The sequence below is a fragment of the Streptomyces herbicida genome (assembly GCF_032656585.1).
Classification (GTDB): Bacteria; Actinomycetota; Actinomycetes; order Streptomycetales; family Streptomycetaceae; genus Streptomyces; species Streptomyces herbicida.
On record NZ_JAUYWJ010000006.1, the window covers coordinates 271906 to 292997 of the forward strand.

At 68.4% G+C, this 21092-nt stretch carries 14 protein-coding genes; 6 read left to right on the forward strand and 8 right to left on the reverse strand.

Annotated elements, in window-relative coordinates:
* Window positions 1-123: 123 nt before the first annotated feature.
* Entirely contained in the window at window positions 124-1713 is a 1590-nt protein-coding gene (locus Q8A52_RS15645; protein WP_316752314.1) for an NHL repeat-containing protein, read from the reverse strand.
* 618 nt (window positions 1714-2331) lie between these two features.
* Here Q8A52_RS15645 and Q8A52_RS15650 point away from each other — a divergent pair.
* The 3 genes from Q8A52_RS15650 to htpG all read left to right on the forward strand — a co-directional run bounded on the left by Q8A52_RS15650 (window position 2332) and on the right by htpG (window position 5973).
* On the forward strand, window positions 2332-2946 hold the full coding sequence (locus tag Q8A52_RS15650; RefSeq protein ID WP_316752317.1) for a hypothetical protein: 615 nt from the start codon (window positions 2332-2334) through the stop codon (window positions 2944-2946).
* A gap of 20 nt (window positions 2947-2966) precedes the next feature.
* Window positions 2967-3827 carry a lamin tail domain-containing protein gene (locus Q8A52_RS15655; protein WP_316752318.1) on the forward strand — a complete coding sequence of 287 codons (861 nt, stop codon included), beginning with the start codon at window positions 2967-2969 and terminating at the stop codon, window positions 3825-3827.
* Window positions 3828-4074: 247 nt separating this feature from the next.
* A complete protein-coding gene (gene htpG, locus Q8A52_RS15660; protein ID WP_316752320.1) occupies window positions 4075-5973 on the forward strand; it encodes a molecular chaperone HtpG in 1899 nt (632 codons plus the stop codon).
* 58 nt (window positions 5974-6031) lie between these two features.
* Here the strand turns inward: htpG and Q8A52_RS15665 are convergent, their stop codons facing one another.
* The gene (locus tag Q8A52_RS15665; protein ID WP_316752322.1) at window positions 6032-7024 is read right to left on the reverse strand and encodes a phospholipase D-like domain-containing protein; all 993 of its coding nucleotides are present in this window, start codon (window positions 7022-7024) and stop codon (window positions 6032-6034) included.
* 271 nt (window positions 7025-7295) lie between these two features.
* Here Q8A52_RS15665 and Q8A52_RS15670 point away from each other — a divergent pair, with 271 nt between their 5' ends.
* Window positions 7296-7709 (forward strand): VOC family protein, encoded by a 414-nt coding sequence (locus Q8A52_RS15670; RefSeq protein ID WP_316752325.1) that lies wholly within the window; start codon window positions 7296-7298, stop codon window positions 7707-7709.
* 217 nt (window positions 7710-7926) lie between these two features.
* Here the strand turns inward: Q8A52_RS15670 and Q8A52_RS15675 are convergent, their stop codons facing one another.
* Together Q8A52_RS15675 and Q8A52_RS15680 are read right to left on the reverse strand one after the other, a co-directional pair.
* Window positions 7927-8073, reverse strand: coding sequence for a hypothetical protein (locus tag Q8A52_RS15675; RefSeq protein WP_316752327.1), 147 nt, complete (start codon window positions 8071-8073; stop codon window positions 7927-7929).
* Between the two features lie 88 nt (window positions 8074-8161).
* Window positions 8162-9214, reverse strand: a complete 1053-nt coding sequence (locus Q8A52_RS15680; protein WP_316752329.1) for an NAD(P)-dependent alcohol dehydrogenase — start codon at window positions 9212-9214, stop codon at window positions 8162-8164.
* A gap of 177 nt (window positions 9215-9391) precedes the next feature.
* On the opposite strand from Q8A52_RS15680, the gene Q8A52_RS15685 reads away from it, so the two are divergent.
* Window positions 9392-10000 (forward strand): TetR/AcrR family transcriptional regulator C-terminal domain-containing protein, encoded by a 609-nt coding sequence (locus Q8A52_RS15685; RefSeq protein ID WP_316752331.1) that lies wholly within the window; start codon window positions 9392-9394, stop codon window positions 9998-10000.
* A gap of 96 nt (window positions 10001-10096) precedes the next feature.
* Here the strand turns inward: Q8A52_RS15685 and Q8A52_RS15690 are convergent, their stop codons facing one another.
* The 4 genes from Q8A52_RS15690 to Q8A52_RS15700 form a co-directional block, all read right to left on the reverse strand.
* On the reverse strand, window positions 10097-16426 hold the full coding sequence (locus tag Q8A52_RS15690; protein ID WP_316752333.1) for a type I polyketide synthase: 6330 nt from the start codon (window positions 16424-16426) through the stop codon (window positions 10097-10099).
* A gap of 154 nt (window positions 16427-16580) precedes the next feature.
* The gene (locus tag Q8A52_RS15695) at window positions 16581-17849 is read right to left on the reverse strand and encodes a beta-ketoacyl synthase N-terminal-like domain-containing protein (protein WP_408649206.1); all 1269 of its coding nucleotides are present in this window, start codon (window positions 17847-17849) and stop codon (window positions 16581-16583) included.
* 108 nt (window positions 17850-17957) lie between these two features.
* Window positions 17958-18443, reverse strand: coding sequence for a DUF5988 family protein (locus tag Q8A52_RS49065; protein ID WP_361612033.1), 486 nt, complete (start codon window positions 18441-18443; stop codon window positions 17958-17960).
* A gap of 240 nt (window positions 18444-18683) precedes the next feature.
* Window positions 18684-19088, reverse strand: a complete 405-nt coding sequence (locus Q8A52_RS15700; protein ID WP_316752337.1) for a hypothetical protein — start codon at window positions 19086-19088, stop codon at window positions 18684-18686.
* A 1428-nt stretch (window positions 19089-20516) separates the two neighbouring features.
* Here Q8A52_RS15700 and Q8A52_RS15705 point away from each other — a divergent pair.
* Window positions 20517-21005, forward strand: a complete 489-nt coding sequence (locus Q8A52_RS15705) for an ATP-binding protein (RefSeq protein WP_332845893.1) — start codon at window positions 20517-20519, stop codon at window positions 21003-21005.
* Window positions 21006-21092: the final 87 nt, after the last annotated feature.

Here is a 21092-nt window from a genome sequence, read left to right on the forward strand (position 1 = left end):
TGACCCGGGAGCAAAGAAACGTTCACTTCCCTATTCGAGGTTTGAATCGCAAAGAGCCGTCTGTGGCGGAAGCTCCGCCACAGACGGCTCCGGGACGCGCGCGAACCTTCCGCTAGGCCTCGTTCAATCCTCGTCGTCTCCAAGAACGCTTGCTCTCAGGCGGACCTCCGGCTCGCCCGCGATCACCGCTCGTCCGTCGGTGTACCGGCCCGGCCGGGCAGCCGTCCCGGCCCGGACGCCGAGGGTGTACACCAGGGCCGCCGCCGGATTGCCGGGGGTGTTCAGCCGGGGTTCGTCCATCACGGACAGCGACCCGCCGTCCTCCCGCACTGCCGCCGTCGGTTCCGGAGCCGCGACCACGGAGCCGTCCAAGCGGTAGTACGCGCATGTCGCCCGGCCGTCGAAGAAGAGCCCCGTCGGAGCGGTGAAGCGGTGCTCCACGCGTCCGGGGGCCCAGGCATCCGTGGAGGAGACCCGCACATGGATCAACTCGCTGCCGCCGCGCGGGATTTCCACCCCGACTTCCTGGCGTACCAGTAGCCGCGCGGCGGTCTCCGCGGCGGTGCCTCGGTCTGTGTCCGGAGCGCTGTCGTCTGCGCGGTCCGGTTCAGGACCCTTGCCCGGTTCCGGCCCGGTGGCGTTCTGGTCCGGTTTCGGCTCGGCGACCTGAGAGGCAGCGGTGGTGAGAGGCAGGGCGGCGATCCGGTGGTGGAAGTTGTCCGCCACGAGCAGTCGTCCGGCCGGGTCCACGGCCAGGCCGCACGGATAGGCCAGCGAGATGCCGATGGCTCGCTCTGCCGCCTCGTCCGCCACGTCGACCGCTGGGTCCGGCCCCACAACGACGCGTGCCACCCCGTCGGCCAGCCGCCAAACGCGATGTCCATTCATGTCGGCGACGTACACGAACCCGCGGCTGTCGACCGCCACGGCGCACGGGGCGTTCCAGTCGACTGCCGTGGCGTCGGCGTTCCCGCCCGGCGGCCCCGCCAGCACTCGAAGAGTCCCGTCCGTGCCCAGCAGCAGCACCCGACGGCCCACCGGGTCGGCGATATACAGCCTGCCCGAGGCGTCGACCGCCAGGCCTGCGGGCAGGAATGCCTCGCCCGCGTCGGCCGCACCCGAGCGCCCAGCTGCCGCGACGACCGTGCTGATGGCGCCGTCACCGCCGACTCTGCGCACCCTGGGGCTGCCCGCTTCGCCGATGTACAGCGATCCGGCGCCGTCCACGGCCAGGGCGCAGGGGGCGTCCAGCTGGGCGCGGTCGGCTGGGCCGCCGTCCCCGTCGCCACCGCGGGAGCCGTCTCCCGCGACGGTGTCGATGACGCCCGAGGGGTCGATCCGACGGATCCGGTGGTTCATCGCATCGGCGATGAGCACACCCCCGTCCGCGTCGACCGCGAGGGCGGCCGGGAAACCAAGGCGGGCCCGCACCGCGTCCGCACCGTCCCCGGCGAAGCCCCGCAGTCCGTCTCCGGCCACCGTCGTCAGCACCCCGGAGCCGTCGATCCGGCGGACCCGGTGGTTGGCATGGTCGGCGATGAAGACGGCCCCTCGGCCCACGGCCACATCCGCGGGAAAGGCCAGCTGCGCCTGTCCGGGCGGCCCGCCGTCCCCGGAGAAACCGGCAGTGCCGTTGCCCGCCACGGTGATCAGTGGGTCCTGCTCGTCCGGGGAGCACCGCTCCTGCTTCGGGGCCGCCGCCTTCGCCGTCACGCCGTCACCACCCGGCACCGTCGCAGTGGTGCCCGTTCGGCGCCTCTCGCCTTCCGCGGCCTCGTCACCCGCATGTCGGTCTCCTTTCCGAGCAGTCGCTGACACCCCCTGAATACCGGCCGGGCCACAACCGTGAGAGCAGCGCACCGAGTCCTCCACTCGCACGGGGGAGGAGCGGCTGGGATCGGGCGGCCGGGGACGGACGGCGGGGTCCGGCCGAGGCACACGGTCGCGGGCGCCGACGCCTTCAGCGGGCGCGGGGCTGCTGCGCTCTGCATTCCGTGCGCCCCCGTGTGCCCCAGCTCCACTCGAACAAGTGATGCAGAATCGATCCCTCATTTCAAACGGGGGAACGGCGGCATATCGCCCGCAGACCTGGGCTAACCATGGAGGCAGATGACGGCCCGGCATCCGTTTGCCTGCGCAACGCCCCGGCCGTAGCCCCTGGCGGCGTCCTGCGTTCCGTCCCCGGACACCGCTCCCATGGCGTCCCGTGCTCCGTGAACCGCGCGGCATGCCGTGCCCGCCCCTGCCTGCCGCCTGCGGGCCGGGCCGGGTGGCCGCGCCAGGGCGTTTCTTTCACCGCACGTTCGATCACGGCCCCAGGAGGACTCGGAGATGACCACTGACGTGCAGTCCGCGAAGAAGGAAGCCTACAAACGCGGAGAGGAACAGGGCCGTGCCGACGCGCTCGCCGGCCGCCCGTACGCCGACCCGCCGCGCGACGGCACACGCGGCGAGAAGGACCACTACGCGAACGGCTACGACTGGGGTTACGAACAGGGCCGTGCGCAGAAACTGGACCTCGTGGTGTGGCAGGAGGGCGGGGTCGAGGACGCCCCGGGTGGCCTCGGCACCACCATCAACATCTGCGTCCGCACACCGAACTGGACGGAGACCGTCGACGCCGGCGAACGGGAGCACGTCTTCACCGCCCCCACCGGATTTCGCTGGAACGGCATCGTGGGTGCCCAGTACAAGCGCATGAACCAGACCACCGGGGGTAACCTGCCGCCCGTCCAGGGCAAGGTCAGCGCGGACGGGCGCACGCTGACCTTCACCTACCACGTGCACCTCAACACCAACGACGAGGACAAGGACCTCATCGTCTACACCTGTGGCCTGGAAGCCGTCGACGGCGCCAAGCCCGCCCGCCACACCGACGGCGTGGCCCAGATCGGCACCGCGCCCCCGGCCAAGCTCAAGGCCGAGGTCATCGAGGACGAGGACTGAGAGAGCAGGAATCGGACATCATGAACACCGTCGTCACCTCCGGCGTCTTCCCGTCCACGACCCTGGACCCTTCCCAGGTCACGGGGGCGGGCACCCCGGACATCAGATGGGGCACCAGCGGCAACCAGAGCGGGTATCAGTTCCGTGGTTCGGCCGCGGACATCCAGCCCGACGGCTCCGAGTTCGTCATCGGTACGTTCGTGCACCGCAACTTCCCCATCCACGTCAGCCCGAATCAGTTCGACGTGAAACTCGCCATCAACGTCATGTTCGAGGACGGCACCACAACCGACCTCGACTTCACGTTCCATCACTACGAGACACCCAACAGCACCGGCGGCTCGGCCGACGACGATCTGGTCGACCTGCAGTCCTTCGTCCACCCCCAGCCCGTCACGATCGACGGGAAGCAGTACAAGGCGGTCCTGAGCGGATTCAAGCGCAACGGCCAGATCGTCCAGCAGTTCCGCAGCCCTGAAGGCGGAGTCAACTTCGCCGAGGTCGTCTGTATGTTCACCGTCGACGAGCCGGACGTGATCATCTCCGACCTGCGCTACCTGGGCAGCGGCCCGGGTCAGCCCGACGAATACGTCGAGATCCTCAACAAGGGCGGCGCGCCCCAGGATCTGACCGGCTGGATTGTGGAGTGCAAGACCACCGGGCACAGCTACACCTTCCCCCCGGGGACTGTCATCCAGCCAGGCCAGCGCTACCGGATCTACACCAACGAGACCCACCAGGAGTTCGGCGGATTCTCCTTCGGCTCCTCCGAGGAGGTCTGGCGGGACCAGGGCGGCATCGCCCGCCTGGTCCACGACGGCTTCGTCGTGGACCAGTACCCCTACCTCGACAAGGGCTTCAACAAGGCGGCCGCGCCCTAACACGTCCTCACCGGCCCCCGGCGGGGTGTCGGCCGGACGACACGATGTTCCTGGGTGTGACCGGAGAGCGGACACACCCAGGCTCGGGTGGCTCGGATCCCCGTCGCACGCGTGGCCGGTAATGACCGTTCGTGCCGCGGGCGGTGCCGTCCGTCGTCGAACAACGGTGATGCCACGCTGACTTGGTGATTTACAGTGACTCTCACCAGTTTCCGGCGACCTAGGTACCTGTGAGGGACACGCGAGCATGCCGACCGAAACGTTTGAGTTCCAGGTTGAGGCCCGTCAGCTGCTCCAGTTGATGATCCACTCGGTCTACTCGAACAAGGATGTCTTCCTGCGGGAGCTCGTCTCCAACGCCTCCGACGCGCTCGACAAGCTGCGCCTGGCCGCGTTGCGGGACCACAGCCTCGACGCCGACACGTCCGACCTGCACGTCGAAATCGAGATCGATCAGGAAGCCCGTACGCTCACCGTGCGGGACAACGGCATCGGGATGTCGTACGACGAGGTCGGGCAGCTCATCGGCACCATCGCCAACTCGGGCACGGCTGCCTTCCTCGAGGAGCTGAAGGAAGCCCAGGACGCGGCTGGAGCCGAGAAACTCATCGGACAGTTCGGCGTCGGCTTCTACTCCGGCTTCATGGTGGCCGACGAGATGACCCTGGTCACCCGGCGGGCCGGGGAGAGCAGCGGCACTCGCTGGACGTCGCGCGGCGAGGGCACCTACACCCTGGAGGCCGCCGACGACGCGCCGCAGGGTACTGCCGTGACGCTCCACCTCAAGCCGGCCGACCCCGAGAACCAGCTGCACGACTACACGTCCGTCTGGACGGTCAAGGAGATCGTCAAGCGGTACTCCGACTTCATCACCTGGCCGATCCGGCTCGTTCCGGGGGCGGCCGACGGCGAGGGCACCCCCGATCCCGAGACGCTGAACTCGATGAAGGCGCTGTGGGCACGCGCGCGCGACGAGGTGTCCGACGACGAGTACCACGAGCTGTACAAGCATGTCAGCCACGACTGGCGCGACCCGCTGGAGACGATCCGCCTGCAGGCGGAGGGCACCTTCGAATACCAGGCACTGCTGTTCCTCCCGGCGCACGCACCGCACGACCTGTTCACCCGGGACTTCCGGCGCGGCCTGCAGCTGTACGTCAAGCGCGTACTGATCATGGACGACTGCGAGGCGCTGCTGCCGCCGTACCTCCGCTTCGTCAAGGGCGTGGTCGACGCGCACGACCTCTCGCTGAACGTCTCCCGCGAAATCCTCCAGCAGGACCGGCACATCCGGTTGATCCAGCGTCGGCTGACCAAGAAGGTGCTCTCCTCCGTCAAGGAGATGAAGGCCAACGACGCCGACAAGTATGCAACGTTCTGGCGGGAGTTCGGCGCCGTCCTGAAGGAGGGGCTGCTCGGCGACCCCGACAACCGTGACGCGCTGCTCGCCGTCGCGTCCTTCGCGAGCACACATGCCGAGGACGAGGCGACGACGCTCCAGCAGTACGTGGAGCGGATGAAGGACGGCCAGGACGACATCTACTACATGACCGGTGAGTCCCGGCAGAGCATCGAGAACTCCCCGCACATGGAGGCCTTCCGGGCCCGGGGCGTCGAGGTCCTGCTGCTCACCGACCCGGTCGACGAGGTGTGGGCCGATGCGGTGGGGGAGTTCGAGGGCAAGCGGCTGCGGTCCGTCGCCAAGGGTGAGATCGATCTCGACGCCCAGGACGGCGAACAGGCCGACGGCGAGCGGGAGAAGCAGGCCGAGGCGTACGCCGGTCTGCTCGGCTGGATGAAGGAGCAGCTGGGGGAGGACGTGAAGGATGTACGCCTCTCGACCCGGCTCACCGTCTCCCCGGCCTGTGTCGTCTCCGAGGCACACGACCTCACTCCGGCACTGGAGAACATGTACCGGGCGATGGGCCAGGATGTGCCGACGGCGAAGCGGATCCTCGAATTGAACCCCGCTCACCTGCTCGTGCAGGGCCTGAACCAGGCGTACAAGGAGCGCGAGGAGCACGCCGAACTCGTGGAAACCGCCGTGCTGTTGCACGGACTGGCGCTGCTCGCGGAGGGTGGCCAGCCGAAGGAGCCCGCGCGTTTCGTGAAGCTGGTGGCCGAGCGACTGGAGCGCACGCTCTAGCGGCGTGGTCCCCGGGCACCTGGGGGAGGTGCCCGGGGACCACGCCACCGCACGATCCCTAAGCGGCGGTGCCGCCTGCGTAGTCGCTGTTGAAGGTGGTCTCGATGGTGGTGACCACGGCGTTGGCAACCCCGGTGCCCGTGAGGATCAGGCCCAGTTCACGGTTGTTGTTCAGCGAATTGCTGCTGATGTTCATGGAACCGGCCTCCGCCTGCTGGGTGGACCGGCCGTAGTCGGCGACCATTGCCTTGGCGTGGATGTAGAAGCCGTTGGGGTCGGAGTATCCGACGACGGTGCCGCCGGCCGCATCGATCGCTGACACCGCACTGGCGTAGCTGGAGGGGTTCTCCACCACGACCCGCACGGCGACACCGGCCTTCACCCTCGCCACGATCGCGTTGACCACGGCGCTGTCGCTCAGCTCCAGCTCCTCGACGTCGAGCGAGGCGGTGGCGGCGTTGATGACGGACAGCAGTCGGTTGCGGGAGTCCGTGGGGGACCAGAGCAGATGGTCGCCGTCGGTCGGGGTGATCGCCGAGCCGGCATAGTCCGCGTTGAAGACCTTCTCGATCGAGGCGACGTCTCGGGTGTCGTTGTCGAACACGCCGTAGTCACGGCTGGTCGCGTAGTACTGGGAGGTGAGGTTGCCGGTGAGAACCAGCGACTTGACGCCGTCCACGGTGATGGTCTTCTGATGGGTGTAGACGAAGGTGGAGGACGACCACTTCACCCCCACGCCCGCGTTCGTCAGGGCCGTGTGCGCCGAGCTGTTGGCGGTCTGGTGCTGGCGGTCCAGGATCACCCGCTCGGTGACGCCCCTGTTCTTCAGGGCTATGAGGTCGTTGACGGCTGTGGTGTCCTCCAGCTCGTACATGGTCATGTCGAGGGAAGCCGTGGCCGAGTTGACGAAGTCGTAGATGGTGGGTTGCCCGCCGCTGCGAGAGAAAGTGAAGGCGGAGTAGCTCGCGGCGTCCGCGGGGACGGCGGTGGCGAGTATGGCTGCCCCGGCAGTGAGGGCGGCAGCAGCGCGGCCGAGGACCTTCCACAACATGTGTGCCTCCTGGGCGAGTTGATGCTCACCCGAGGAAATGGCGAGCGCGTGCATGACAGCGCGCGCGTAGAACTTCGAGGAAGGGAAGCAGGGTGAACTCGGCGTTACCGGGTGGCCGCGGGGGCGAGCAAAACGGACTTCACGCAGGTGGGAGGTGGCCAATGCGGTTTCCGGGGGATCGCAAAAACTTCGTAGCCGACAGCGGGTCATAGGCCCGTGCCCGCGCTAGCCTGGCCGTATCAGGCCATTTGTCCCGTTCAGGGAGGTTCTCATGACCTCACGGCTCAACCCCTATCTCAGCTTCAACGGCGACGCCCGGCAGGCGATGGAGTTCTACAAGGAGATCTTCGGCGGCACCCTGGACCTGAACGTCTTCGGTGATTTCGGCCAACCGGACGCTGCCGGTGCCGACAAGATCATGCACGGCATGCTGGAGACCCCGAGTGGCTTCACCCTGATGGGTGCCGACACCCCGCCCGGTATGGAGCGCACCATTGGCGACAACTTCGCGGTGAGCCTGAGTGGCGACGACGACGCCGAGCTGCGCGGCTACTGGGAGAAGCTGTCCGCAGGCGGCTCCGTGTCCGTTCCCCTGGAGAAGCAGATGTGGGGCGACGTGTTCGGCATGTGCACGGACCGCTTCGGGATCCCCTGGATGGTCAACATCGGCGGGTCCGAGAGCTGAACTCGGGCGCGTCCATCCATGAACCCCCGCGTGAGCGGCATTCTGAGCCGCTCACGCAGGCCCCAGTCCGAACTCCTCGGCCTCGTCGTGGCTCAGGACCGCGAAGGTCCCCGCAGGGACTCCGGGCAGCATGGCGACGCGAGACGCCACCGCCAGAAGATCCTCTTCAGCGGCTCCAGTGACGAAGAAGACGTAGGCGTCCGCGTCCTCCTCTCCGTCATCGAAAGACCTCTACCTCGCCTTGGTCCTCGAGATCGGCCAGGAAGTCCTCGACCGCCTGGATCCAGGGATACGGGTAGGCGCCGTCCGGCAGGTTCGGTGTCGGCGACAAGGGCACGTGAATCTCGACCATCACGGTGGGCACGACGCCCATCCTCCCGTCGGCGCATGCGCCCGCCAGCGCCAGGGGCCCCCGTCAGCATCCCGGGTGCGGTCGCCGATCCGGTCGCCTATCAGGTGGGCTGGACGCTGATGACGAGCTTGCCGCGAGCCCGCCCGTTCAGCATGTGGTGGATGGCGGCGGAGACGTCGCTGATCGGGTAGGTCCCGTCGATGGCAGGTGTGACCTTGCCCGACTCGATGAGCTCGCGGATGGTGATCAGGTCTTGGCTGTTCTCCGACGCGATGAAGGTGCCCAGCGTCTGGCCGATGAACGGAGACAGCAGTTGAGCCCGGAGCTGGCGGTCCATGCCCCCGAGCCAACGTCCGTCGGTCTCGCTGCCGACGATCACGAGCCGTCCCCTCGGGGCGAGGGCGCGGCGGAGATGTGACAGCCGGCGGTTGCCTGCGATGTCCAGGATGACGTCGTAACGGATGGTGCCGTCATCGACGTCCGCTCGGGTGTAGTCGATGACCTGATCCGCGCCGAGCGCGCTGACCAGGGTGGTCTTCGAGGTGCTGCACACCGCCGTCACTTCGGCTCCGTAGGCCTTGGCGATTTGCACGGCGAAGGTACCCACGCCGCCCGACGCGCCCACGATCAGCACCTTCTGGCCCGGCCCCACTCGTGCCTGGTCGCGAACGGCCTGGAGAGCGGTGAGTCCGGAGATGGGTACCGCAGCCGCCTGGCCGAAGGAGAGGTTCGTCGGCTTGGGGGCGAGCTTGTCGGCGCGGGAGCGCGCGTACTCGGCGAACGAGCTGCTGCCGATGCCGAACACTTCGTCTCCCGGCTCGACGCCGGTCACGTCGGCGCCGACGGCTTGGACCGTTCCGGCCAGAGCGCGGCCCGGGTTGGCGTACTTCGGCCGACGGAGGCCGAACCCCGCCAATCGGATGGGATAGGGCAGGCCGGCCATCACATGCCAGGTGCCCCGGTCCACGCTGGCCGCGTGCACCTTCACCAGGACCTCGTCACGCCGAATCGTGGGCCTGTCGGTCTCCGCGAGCCGGAGGACGTCCTCGGGAGCGGGGCCGTACCGGTCCTGGACGATCGACTTCATGGTCTTTCCCTCCGGGCGGGCCATGACGGCCGGCCGTGTCGGGGGGTCGAGCTGGTTGCGGTGCATCTCGATGCTCCAGTTCGGTACAGGTCCCTACGGCGATCCTTACGACGTAAGGCCATCCTTACGCAGTAAGGTTCACCCTTACCCCGTAAGGTTGTCAACACCTTCGGCGAAAGGAGACCAATGCCCCCCCGGACCGCGCGCGATCGAACGCCCCGCATCCCGCTCAGCCGCCAGAAGGTGCTGCAGTCGGCCGTCTCCCTGGCCGATGAGAGCGGACTCGAGGCGCTCACCATGCGCAAGCTGGGCGAGGCCGTCGAGGTAGAGGCGATGTCGCTGTACACGCACGTGGCCAACAAGGAAGATCTCCTCGACGGCATGATCGACCTGGTGTTCAGCGAGATCGATCTGCCGTCCGACGAGGAGGACTGGAAAACGGCGATGCGTCAGCGGGCGATCTCGGTTCGCCAGGTCTTGTCCCGCCATCGCTGGGCGATCGGTCTGATGGAGTCACGGACCTCACCCGGTCCGGCATCCTTGCGGCATCACGACGCCGTCCTCGGGTGCCTCCGCAAGGCCGGGTTCTCCGTTGCGCTGACCGCGCACGCGTACTCGGCCCTCGACAGCTACATCTACGGGTTCGCCCTGCAGGAACGCGGCCTGCCCTTCGATACACCCGACGAGACCGCGCAGTTGGCGCAGTCCATCTTGTCGCAAGCGGCGGCCGACCAGTACCCGCACTTGGCCGAGCTGACCGCCGAGCACGTGCTGCGCCCCGGTTACCACTACAGCGACGAGTTCGAATTCGGACTCGACCTGATCCTCGACGGGCTCGAGAGGGCCATGTGAAGCGGCCGAGCAGACAGCCCCGTCCGTAGGTGGGCGAGGCCGTACTGCTGCGCGAGGTCCGTCCAATGCTTGACGCTCACGCCTGAACAGGCAGAACTAGCCGTCGGAAGGAGACGGATCCTCCTGCGGCGCCAGGCCCATGTGAACCATCAGGGCCGTGGCCAGGGAGGCGACGGTGGGGTGTTGCCAGATGAAGTTGCTTGCGAGGCGGACCGCGAGGTCGGTGTCGAGACGGATGCGGAGTTCGGTGGCCAGCAATGAGTCGAACCCGAGGGATTTGAGCGGGGTGTGCGGGTCCAGCGTGGTGCTGCCCGTGCGCAGGATCGCGCGGATGTGGTCGGCGAGGTAGCTCTCCAGGGCGGTCTGGCGGGCGATGCCCAGGGGGAGGGCTTCGAGGCGGGCGTGGATGTCCGAGCCGCTGGTCTTGGACTCCTCCCGGCCCTGGACGCCGTCCGGCGCGAGGCGGGCGAACAGGCTGGAAGCCGCGGCCGCGCGGGGGATCCAGGTTTGGGGCGGCCCCGGAATCACGCCGGTCTGGACCCGTCGGTGGGTGAGGAGGGAGTGAAGCGCCGCCAGGCCCTTGCGGGTGGGAATCGTCTCGTAACCGCGATCGGCGAAGTCGACGGCCTGCCCCGTTTCACCCCAGGGACCCCAGTCGACGGCAAGTGTGGGCAGGCCCTTGCGGGTGCGCCAGGTGGCGAAGGCGTCGAGCCAGGCATTGGCCGCCGCGTACGTTGCCTGTCCGGCGTTGCCCAGCAGCGAACTCATCGAGGAGTACAGGACGAACCAGTCCAATGGCTGGTTCGCCGTGGCCCGATGAAGGTTCCAGGCGCCGGTGACCTTCGGGGCCCACACCCGATTGAGCTGGTCGTCCCGGGTGGTGGTCAGTGCGGCGTCGTCGAGGACCATGGCGCAGTGCAGGATTCCGCGCAACGGGACACCGCCCGCGATGGCGGCCTCTACGAGCTGTTCGGCGGTGCCCTCCCGGGAGATGTCGCCGAGAACGACCCTGGTGTCGGTGTTCAGGTCGCTGACGGCGCGCGCGGTATCGACCGAGGGGGGCCGGCGGCCATTGAGCACGATGCGGCCCGCCCCCTGCTGGGCCAGCCAGCCTGCGGTGGCCAGTCCCAGACCTCCCAGGCCTCCGGTGATGACGTAGGCGCCGTCGGGGCGTACGACGGACGGGCCGTCGGGCAGGACAGCCGTGGCCTCTCCCCGGTCGGGGACCGTCAGCACGATCTTGCCGTTGTGACCGGCACGGGCCATCAGGTGAAAGGCGTCGGCTGCGCGCTCCAGCGGATACTCGGTGCACAGAAGCGGTTTGAGCCGTCCCGCGGCAATGTGGCTCATGACCTCGCGCAGTACCGCGGCGCACAACTCCGGGCGCCGCTGCTGCAGTTCGATGAGGTCGACGGTGCTGAAGGTGATGTTGTGGCGCAGCGGGGCCAGTCTGAGGGCGGCGTCGGCCATGATGTCGCGTACGCCGAGCTCGACGAAGCGGCCGAACGGGCGCAGGCTCTCGAGCCCGGCGCGGACGGCGGGGCCGGCCAGGGAGTTGAGGACGACGTCGACTCCTTGGCCGTCGGTGGCCTGGCGGGTCTGTTCGGCGAAGTCCAGCGTGCGGGAGTCCATGACGCAGCGGATGCCCATACCGCGCAGGTGGCGCCGCTTCTCCCTCGTGCCGGCGGTCGCCAGGACATCCGCGCCCAGGAGGCGGGCGACCGCGATCGCGGCGCGACCGGTGCCTCCGGTGGCGGAGTGGATCAGTACCCGTTCACCGGGAGCGAGCCGTGCGACGCGCCGTAGGGCGTACCAGGCGGTGAGGTACGCCGTGGGCAGTCCCGCCGCCGTGGCGGGTGCGAAGGCTCGCGGCACGCGGACGACAGCGGTGGCGGGGACGGTGACGAAGGAGGCGAAGGAGCCGCCCTCGAGCTGAACGGCAAGCACGGTGTCCCCGGGGCGGACGTGGTCCACGCCGGGTCCGACCTCACTCACCACCCCCGCGAACTCGAAGCCGATGCGGTAGGGGGTGACCGGCTCCGAACCGAGCATGCCGAGCGATGTCAGGACGTCGCGGAAATTGAGGCCCGCGGCCTGGACGCGTACTTGGACCTCGCCTCTGCGGGGGCGGCGACGCTCGGTCGCGGCCAGTTCGAGGCTGTCGAGATCGCCGAGCTTTCCGACGCGCAGCCGGAATCCGTCCTGCCCGAACCGGACCGTTCGGGTGCTGCGGGCGGTGCGTTCGACGGGCGTGACGGGAGCGCGGTCGATGCGGGCAACATAGCGAGTGCCACCACGCAGTGCGACTTCGTCTTCGGGTGCGTCGGCGAGGAGTTCGGCGGTCAGGGCGCGCAGTCCCCGTTCGTTGGGGTCGGTGTCGACGAGAGTGGGGCGCATACGAGGCTGCTCGACGGCCATGACACGTGCTACGCCGCGCACAGTGCCGTGGGCGGGGTGGCCGGTCTCGTTCGGGGTGACGGCGTAGGCGTGCCGAGTGACGGCGTACAGACGCCCGGCTCCGCAGTGCTCGTCGGCGGCCTGGGCGAAGGCGAGCAGGCGCCGGGCCCGTTGCTGTGCCCCGTGGGTGGGGTCGGCGTCGTGGACTGCGGGTGTGCCGCACAGCAGGACGACGCCGCGCCAGGAGTCTGGTCCGGCGGCCAGGTACTGGCGGTAGGTGTCGGCCAGTGAGGTGAGCCCGTCCGCGCTCAGGGGGAGGTCTCGCACCTCGGACCGGGCGCCGGCGGCGCGCAGGAGTGCGGCCAGGCGTTCGGCCTCGCCGTCGCCCTCGCCGACGACGAGCCAGTTCCCGGGCGGAGCGGCCGGGTCGGTGCGGGGACGCGGGACGCGGTGCCAGCCATGCTCCATGAACCAGTGATCGACGGGGGCGCCTTCGGCACGTGCGCGGCGGATGAAACGCACACCGTCGAGGGCGATGACCGGCCGGCCGTGGGTGTCCAGGACGCGGACGTCTCCGGCGAGCGTCGTGTCGCCGTTCTCCGTGATCCGCGCGTGGGCGTGTGCGGCCTGCGCAGGGTCGCCGAGAATCCGCAGGCTGCGGATCTGGACCGGCAGGATCGGTGCGGGTGGGGTCTCGTGGCCGGCTCCGGCGACCAGCACTTGCAGACACAGGTCGAGGAGGACGGGATGGATGCTCAGGCCGGGTTCGGGGGTGCGGGCGGTGGGCGGCAGCTCGATGCGGGCCCAGAAGCTGTCCTGCCGCTTTGTGGTGTGCAGAGTGGTGATGCCGGTGAAGGCCGGGCCGTGTTCGAGTCCGCAGGCGCGCAGCCTGGCGTAGAGCCCGGCGGGGGTGAGGGCGACGGGGTGCTTGCGGTCGAGGTCGGGGACGGATGCGGCGCGGGCGATGTGGGACGAGAGGTCGTGGCGGGCGACGGCTGACGCGTGCAACTGCCAGGAGCCGTCCGTGGTGCGGGAGTGGATCTCGCAGTGGGCCTGCTCTCCGGTCGCGAGGGTGACGGTGGTGCTCAGGTCGGTGTCGTCATGCAGGCGAAGCAGGTCATGGAAGGAGATGCCGCTCAGGTGGATGTGTGTGGCGGGGCCACCACCGAGCGCGGTGCGGGCCGTGGTGTGGAGCAGGGCGCAGAAGCCGGCGCCGGGCAGGACGCAGGTGTCGTGGACGCGGTGGTCCTTGAGCCAGGGCAGGTGGCGGGCCGGAGCGGTGGCGCGCCAGGTGTGGCGGATCTGGTCACCGGGAACTTCGGTGTGCCGGCCGGGCAAGGAGCCCGTGTTGGTGGACGGCGCCCGGCCGGCGGCCCAGTGGCGCGCGCGGTCGAAGGTGATGGTGGGAGCGTCGGTCAGGCCCCCATCGCCGTACAAGGGGGTCCAGTCGACGGTGCCGCCGTTGCAGTGGAGGGCTGCGAGCTGGGTTCGGAAGGTGGTGGCCTCGTCCTGTGCGCGACGCAACGTGGGCAGAACCAACGCGTCGGGGACCAGTTGGGCCAGGCTTTCGGTGAGCGACTGGGTGACCACGGGGTGGGGCGAGACTTCGATGTAGATCTGGTGCCGGTCCAGGGCGGCCGCAGCCACGGTGGGGTGGAAGCGGACGGGTCGGCGCAGGTTGTCGCACCAGTAGGCGGCGCCGAGGAGGGGGGTGCGGCGCGGGTCCTCGGTCACGGTGGAGTAGAAGGGAATCTGCGGCGGGCGGGGGGCCAGGCCCGACAGGGCCTGGTGCAGATCGGTCAGGAGCGGGTCGACGTGAGAACTGTGCGAGGCGACGTCGACCGCGATGGGAACGGCGCGGATTCCGTGCTGCTCCCATCTGCTGATCAGCTGGTGGATCTGGTCGGCGTCGCCGGAGACGATGGTGGTGTCGGGTGCGGCCAGGACCGCGACGGACACGGCGTCGGCCCCGGCGTGGGCCAGGGCGGCCTCCACCGAGGTCTGGTCCAGGCTGACGCTGGCCATCGCTCCCGTCCCGGCGATCCGCTTGAGCAGTGCCGAGCGACGGCAGATGACGCGGACGCCGTCGGCGAGGGTGAGGGCTCCGGCCACGACCGCGGCCGCGGCTTCTCCCATGGAGTGGCCGATGACGGCGGCGGGTTGGACGCCGTGGGCCTTCCAGGCAGCGGCCAGGGCGATCTGCAGGGAGAAGATCGCCGGTTGGATCTGCGGGCATCCGGAGATGGGTTCGCCGGCCCGGATCAGGTCCAGGACGGAGAAGCCCGCCTCGCTGCGGACGAGGGCGTCGACGGCGGACAGAGCCTTGCCGAAGGCCTCGTTCTGGGTGAGGAGTTCGCGTCCCATGCCGGGCCATTGGGAGCCTTGGCCGGAGAACACGAATACCGGCCGGCGGGGGGCGGTGACATCGGTTGTGCCGGCAATGAGGGCCGGATCCGGCGTTCCGCCGACGAACAGCCGTAACGCATCGATGGTTTCACTGCGGGAGTGGGCGATGACCGCGAGACGCCCTCGGCCGGGGCTGCGGCGCAGGGCCAGCGTGTGCGCGACATCCCGCAGCGGGACGTCGCCGCCGTCCGTTGCCAGCCAGTTGGCCAGGCGGCGGGCGGCGGTTGGCAGCGCCCGGTGGGATCCCGCCGCCACCAACAACACCTCGGGTGGTGCCGTCCGGGGCCGGCGGGGGGCGGTCAGCCCGGCGCGGCGGGTGGACTGCGGCGGCTCCTGCAGGATGACGTGGGCGTTGGTGCCGGAGAAGCCGAACGAGGAGACGGCGGCCAGCCTGACCGGCTGCTTCTTCGGCCATGGCGTGGCTTCGAGGGGGACGAAGAAGCGGGTCGCGTCGGCGTGGATGGCCGGATTCCAGTGGCTGAAGTGGAGGTTGGGAGGGATGATCCCGCGCTGAAGACACAGGACGGTCTTGATCAGCCCGGTGATGCCTGCGGCGGGCTCCAGGTGGCCGAGGTTGGTCTTGACCGAGCCCAGAGCGCAGGGAGACAGACCGTTGCCGTACACGGCCGCCAGGCTGGCGAACTCCACCGGGTCACCCACGGGGGTGCCGGTGCCGTGGGCCTCGATCAGTGAGAGGTGGGCCGGTTCGACCCCGGCCCGGGCGAGTGCCGTGCGGTAGAGAGCCTGCTGGGCGGTGGGGGACGGGGCGGCGAGGCCGTCGGAGCGGCCGTCCTGGTTCACGGCCGACCCGCGTACGACGGCGAGAATGCGGTCTCCGTCCCTGCGGGCCTCGGCCAGACGCTTGAGCACGACGACGCCGCACCCCTCGCCGCGCACGAAGCCGTCCGCGGCGGCATCGAAGGTGTGGCAGCGCCCGGTCGGGGACAGCATGCCCATCCTGGCGAAGGACCGGGTGATGCGTGGGGCGAGCATGAGCGTGACGCCGGCGGCCAGGGCGAGGTCGCACTCCTCGCGTCGGAGCGCGGAGCAGGCCAGGTGGAAGGCGACCAGGGAGGACGAGCACGCGGTGTCGAGGGCGATGCTGGGGCCGTGCAGGCCGAGGAGATAGGAGACGCGGCCGGCGGCGACACAGTGACCGTTCGTCAGGATGGAGCCCTCGAGTTCCTGGGGTTGGCCGGCCAGCTGGTCCATGTAGTCGTTGTAGCTCAGGCCCGTGAAAATGCCTGTGGGGGAGCCGGCGAGCCGATCGGGAGGCAGCCCGGCATGTTCGAGGGCCTCCCAGACAACCTCCAGCAGGAGCCGGTGCTGGGGGTCGAGTACGTCGGCCTCGCGCCCGGCGACTCCGAAGAAGTCGGCGTCGAACCGGGAGACGTCCTTCAGGTACCCGCCCCTTTGGAAGACGGGTTGTGGGTCGGTCGGCGCTCCCTCCCCTGGGCCGGCCATCTCGCGGCCGGGAGGCGGAGCGCCCACCGCTTCCCGGCCCTCGACCAACAGGCGCCACAAGGCGGCCGGGGAGTCGGCGTCTCCGGGGAGTCGGCAGCCCATACCGATGACGGCGATGGGCGCGTACGGGAGGCGCGAGCGATGCTTGTCGTTGGCCACGGGAGTCTCCTTGTCGTCCATAGGAGAGGTGAGAACGGGTGCTGCTCGGGGAGAAGGAGGTGTGCCGCGTGGCAGGCCGCGCGGTAGGCGGGGCGGGCAGCGAGGGTGAGGGGGCGACCCCGGAGCGAGGAGCCGGTCGAGCCTCGGAGGTGGCTCAGACGTCGGGGCTTCCCAGCAGAATCGCGCTTTTGACGCCCCCGACCTGGTAGTTGAAGCTGAGGGCGTAGTCGAAGTCGAGGGGGCGGGGCGCGGTCCCCGGAACCGGATCGAAGGTCAGACAGTCCGCCGGCTCCTCGCAGTTGGCCGTCGGACACACCTGGCCGTGGTTCATCATCAGCAGGGTCAGAGCCACCCCGAGACAGCCCGCCGGTGCGCCGTTGTGGCCGAAGCAGCCCTCCTGTGAGGACATGAGGAGGTCGTGGGACGCAGGGCCGTACAGCTCACGGACCGCATTCGCCTCGAAGGTCGTGACCACGACGTTCCCGTCGCTGCCCCCGTGGAGGTAGGGCACTTGGGCGATCTCCCAGGTGTCACCGAGGCATCGGCGCACCGCGGACACCAGTGCCTTCCCCGTCTCGTCGCAGGCAAGTGGATTGGCAAGCCCGTCGCGGGTGGTGGCCTGCGACAGGACCTGGCCGTAGAGGCGCGCATCCCGTCCGAAGGCGTGCTCCCGGCTTTCGATGATGACGGTCGCGGCCCCTTCCCCGTGGTTGATGCAGTCGGCTCGCCGGTCATAGGGACGCATCAGAGCGTCGAACGACGGCAGGAGGCTCGGCATGTCCTGGGATCGCATGGCGTCGTAGGTCTGCTGGGCTCCGCTCAGCAGGCGCTGGATGTTGCGGATGAGCGTGACGCTGAAGACATCGACCCCGGTCACCACGGCGATGTCGATCTCGCCCGCGGCGATCAGGCGCTGGGCGAGGCCGATCTGCAGGGCCGAGGACGCGCAGCCGCACGACACGGTGAAGTTGGCACCCCTCGACCGAGTGAGCGCGCCCTGGACCAGCGCGACGTCCGAGGGGGTGACGGCCTGCTCCGCGGCGACGAACATCTCCAATGCCTCAGCGACGGGATATGTCACCGGATCGGCTCTCAGCACGGCGAGATAGCTGTCGATGTTGGCATCCACCCCGCCACGGCCCACCAGGATGGCGGCCTCTTCGAGATCGCGCTGGACATCGAGGCCGGCATCCGTGCATGCCTGAGACAGTGACACCAGTCCGAAGCGGTGGGCGTCCGTGTAGTGGCGTGAAAAGAACTCGGGAACGCCGGGGACACGTTCTTCGAAGGTGTCTTTCGACAGGTCGACGCTGCCGTAGTAGACGCCTTTCTTGACGAGGCAGGACGTTCCGGAAGAGGCGATGTGCCAGAGGTCGTCCGCCGTGAACACCGCCGACTCCGTCCCCGGAAGACACAGCCCGATTCCGGTGACTACGGCGTCCCGGGCCCGTGTCCCGGTCCGGCGGCTCACGAGTGACTCGCAGATGACAGTGGATTGATCATGGCGTTTCTCCTTCAGGAACGCGATGAATTATTCGGCCACAAAAGTGCGGCGGCACCAGCGGTAGACGGGCATTTGCTCGCCTTCCCGTGCGGAGTACGAGCCCGAGAACTCGAAGTGTTCATAGGCATTCCCGCACAGGATCTTCACTTTGGGTTCGACTTCGAGGGACTCGACTTCCCATACCGCGGGAAGGGGAACCCACTCCGGACCCCCGGAAAGAATGACCCGCATAGAGTTCGGCACGTCCGGCTCCGGTATCGGTGTGACGGGCAGGGGACGGATGCTCACCCGGTCATGCCCTGTGTTTTCCTTGGATACGCCCTGCGTCACTGGGTGTTGGGTCAACTCCGTCCGCTTGCGGCGACTTTGCGCTCTGGACTGCGGGCGGAGAGCAGGCACGCGCGGGAAGCAGCAATCGGGACGCCAGGAGACAGGCTCGGCCCAGAGAATTGAGAAAGGCGACAACCAGCATGACGACCTCGCCAGGTGAGGAATGGAGCCATCGCCTCTCATGCCGAGCGCGTGCGTTGGCAATACTGCGGCACACCGCGTGGGCGCGGAGACGGCGCGAATGACAAACCCTTGTCACCGGGTCGGACCGAGCATTCACCGTCGCCGACGCGGCGATGGTGAATGCTCGGCTTTTACGGCCCCCCGGACCGGGGGCGCGTCGGTCCGGGGGGTGTCAAGCCCGGCGTACGCCGGGGCGGGAGGCAGCGGGCCCTTGCTCAGGTGCCCGCCTGTATGTGCTGGTCAGCTCGCGTTGGCCAGCGCCTGGTCGATCGCGGAAGCGGTTGCCTGCTCGGAGCTCAGGGCCGAACTCGAGGCTCCGATCCAGTTGTGGACGATGGCGCTCGCGTTGGTCGCGGAAGCCGTGAGGATGTTGGCCACCACGACCTGCGGCTGGCCGAGGCAGTCGCCCATCGCTGCGACCAGGGAGGTGGCGGTGGACAGGTTGTGGGTGCGGGCGGTGGTGGTGTCGTTGGCCTGGTCGGCAGCGATGGCCGCGTTGTTGGACGCTTGCGCCGCCTCCAGATCGTTGACGCACGGTGAGGCAGCCGCGGCAGGCGTCGCCATGGCCAGGGGGGCAATGCCCACCACGGCGCCGGCCGCTAGGGCAGCGGTAACGGTGGCGGCGGCAAGACGAGAACGAATCATGATGGCACTCCCTTGGAAAGATGACATCGCGCTCATGGGCAACGACGCCGACGGGAGTGGAACCCCATGTGTTTCAGGGGACGTCCTGCATCGGGAACGAGAACTCGACCTGATCGCCGCGCACTTCGCGTGCTGGGAGTGACGACCGGAACGGGTAGCAGTCACGTCCCCGGAAAGGGATGGGCAACCCGCCGGTTCGTAATCCAGTAATGCAGCACGGACGAGTGATACCTCAAGAGGAGCGGTCCCCGCATCACTCGATCGGAGTACGGCATGATGTGTGATCCACGTGAAACCACATCCACGGCTCCGACAGGAGTGTGTGCTGAGCCTGGTGGGCGCCATTGTCCTGGCGTGCAGGGAATGACTGAAGTCGGCTGTTGAACAGCCAAGTTGGAGTCGACTCACCGGACCGGCCGGAGTCTTGCGGGATGGCACGACATCGTCGGATGCTGCAGGCGGCGACGGTAACTTCAGTGCACGTTGTTGCCGGACTCAGTGCCTCGTCGAGCGGCCCGACGGGCACACTGTCGGCCGATCTGCTGCTTTACTGTGGCTTGCTGAAACGTCACCGCTGAGTGGGGATTCGCAGTAGCCTGTCCGAGCACGGCGAGTTCGCCCGCTGCTCATTCGAACTGGCTCATCAAAGAGTTGGCGTTTCGGGGGTGGGGGCTACTCATTGCACGGCCTTGGCGCCCAACCCCTCCGGGGGCATGAGCTTGTCATCCGTCCAGGGCACACGTGAACGAATATTCCATCATACGAAGTACGCCATTCGGGTGTTGGAGCACTGTCACCTGTTGCTGCCATATGCCACCAGGACGGATAACGGTTACATCCAACGGTGGGCCGCCTGTCCTCTCCGGGGGAGTGGTTGCCCAACCCATGGAGCGTGTTGGCCTCGTGCCGGTCGCACAAGGACGGGCTGCCACGATGGGCACCCCATGAGAGGGGTTGGATCCGTCAGCCGACGTCGGCGCCGGCGTCGGCTGACGTGCTACTCACGACCCCCGGCGGAATGGGAGCAGGTTGCGGAACAAGGAGCTCCGTGAGGCTCGTGCTCACAGCCCACGATCAGTCTGACAGGCCGCCGCTCCACCCAGGTGGGGTGGTTTCGCCGTCTCCGGCCCAGGGGAAGGCGAAGCCGACGCAATTCGCCGGCACACTCGAGTGCCCGTTGCAGGACTGCACCGCGCCGTCGATGCGTGAGGTGGGCTTGTGGACAATGGAGAGCAGGCACACGCATACGCCCCTCTACGCTGTGAGCGCCTTCGCTTCACGCCGCAAGCCGCGCACCGACGCACGCTGCCTGGCTCTTTCTGTTTCATACGTGAAATAGCCTCCTCGCCGCGTCACGAACGTTGCCGCGCGCCGCTGCGAGCCACCAGCCCTTACTGCCCATGCGCCCTCGCGAGTACCAGGAGAGTCATGTTAACGACTGCACGTGCGCGCGTGCCGATCACCATTTCCCGCCAAGAAATCGAGCGATGGCCCAATACGCCTTCGGCTCGCGCATTGACCGACGTAGGGTCCCGATCCCGTACCATCACCTTTCGATTCCCGGCTGTGGACCGCGCCGTCCCGGTCTGCCGGAGCGTGACTCGCTCATGGCTCGACCAGCAACTCCTGACGGACGAAGACATTCGCCATACGGCCCTGCTGATCACCACGGAACTCGCCACGAACGCCATCGTGCACACCGGCAGCTCCGTCATCAGCGCCAACCTGCAAAGAAATAAGAATCACCTTCGGATCCAGGTACGTGACCAAGGGACAGCAATGTCCGCCAAGCACTGGCACAACGCCCCCGGGTTCGGCCGCGGACTGGGGATCGTCGCCAGCTCCGCCCGAGCACTCGGCACCCGCATAGAACGCGACGGCACCCGATCGATCTGGGCGACCGTCCCCCTCAGGTGAGGTTCGGCTCATTCCGACATACGGCGGGGCCGAGGAACGTGTCGTGCTTGTCAACGCGTTGGGTTCGGAGGCCGGGCGCGGCCACCG

Coding starts and splice junctions, on each gene's coding strand:
- Q8A52_RS15650 (WP_316752317.1), top strand. CDS start 2,332: ATGACCACTGACGTGCAGTCCGCGAAGAAGGAAGCCTACAAACGCGGA.
- Q8A52_RS15655 (WP_316752318.1), top strand. CDS start 2,967: ATGAACACCGTCGTCACCTCCGGCGTCTTCCCGTCCACGACCCTGGAC.
- htpG (WP_316752320.1), top strand. CDS start 4,075: ATGCCGACCGAAACGTTTGAGTTCCAGGTTGAGGCCCGTCAGCTGCTC.
- Q8A52_RS15665 (WP_316752322.1), bottom strand. CDS start 7,024: ATGTTGTGGAAGGTCCTCGGCCGCGCTGCTGCCGCCCTCACTGCCGGG.
- Q8A52_RS15670 (WP_316752325.1), top strand. CDS start 7,296: ATGACCTCACGGCTCAACCCCTATCTCAGCTTCAACGGCGACGCCCGG.
- Q8A52_RS15680 (WP_316752329.1), bottom strand. CDS start 9,214: ATGCACCGCAACCAGCTCGACCCCCCGACACGGCCGGCCGTCATGGCC.
- Q8A52_RS49065 (WP_361612033.1), bottom strand. CDS start 18,443: ATGAGAGGCGATGGCTCCATTCCTCACCTGGCGAGGTCGTCATGCTGG.
- Q8A52_RS15700 (WP_316752337.1), bottom strand. CDS start 19,088: ATGATTCGTTCTCGTCTTGCCGCCGCCACCGTTACCGCTGCCCTAGCG.
- Q8A52_RS15705 (WP_332845893.1), top strand. CDS start 20,517: ATGTTAACGACTGCACGTGCGCGCGTGCCGATCACCATTTCCCGCCAA.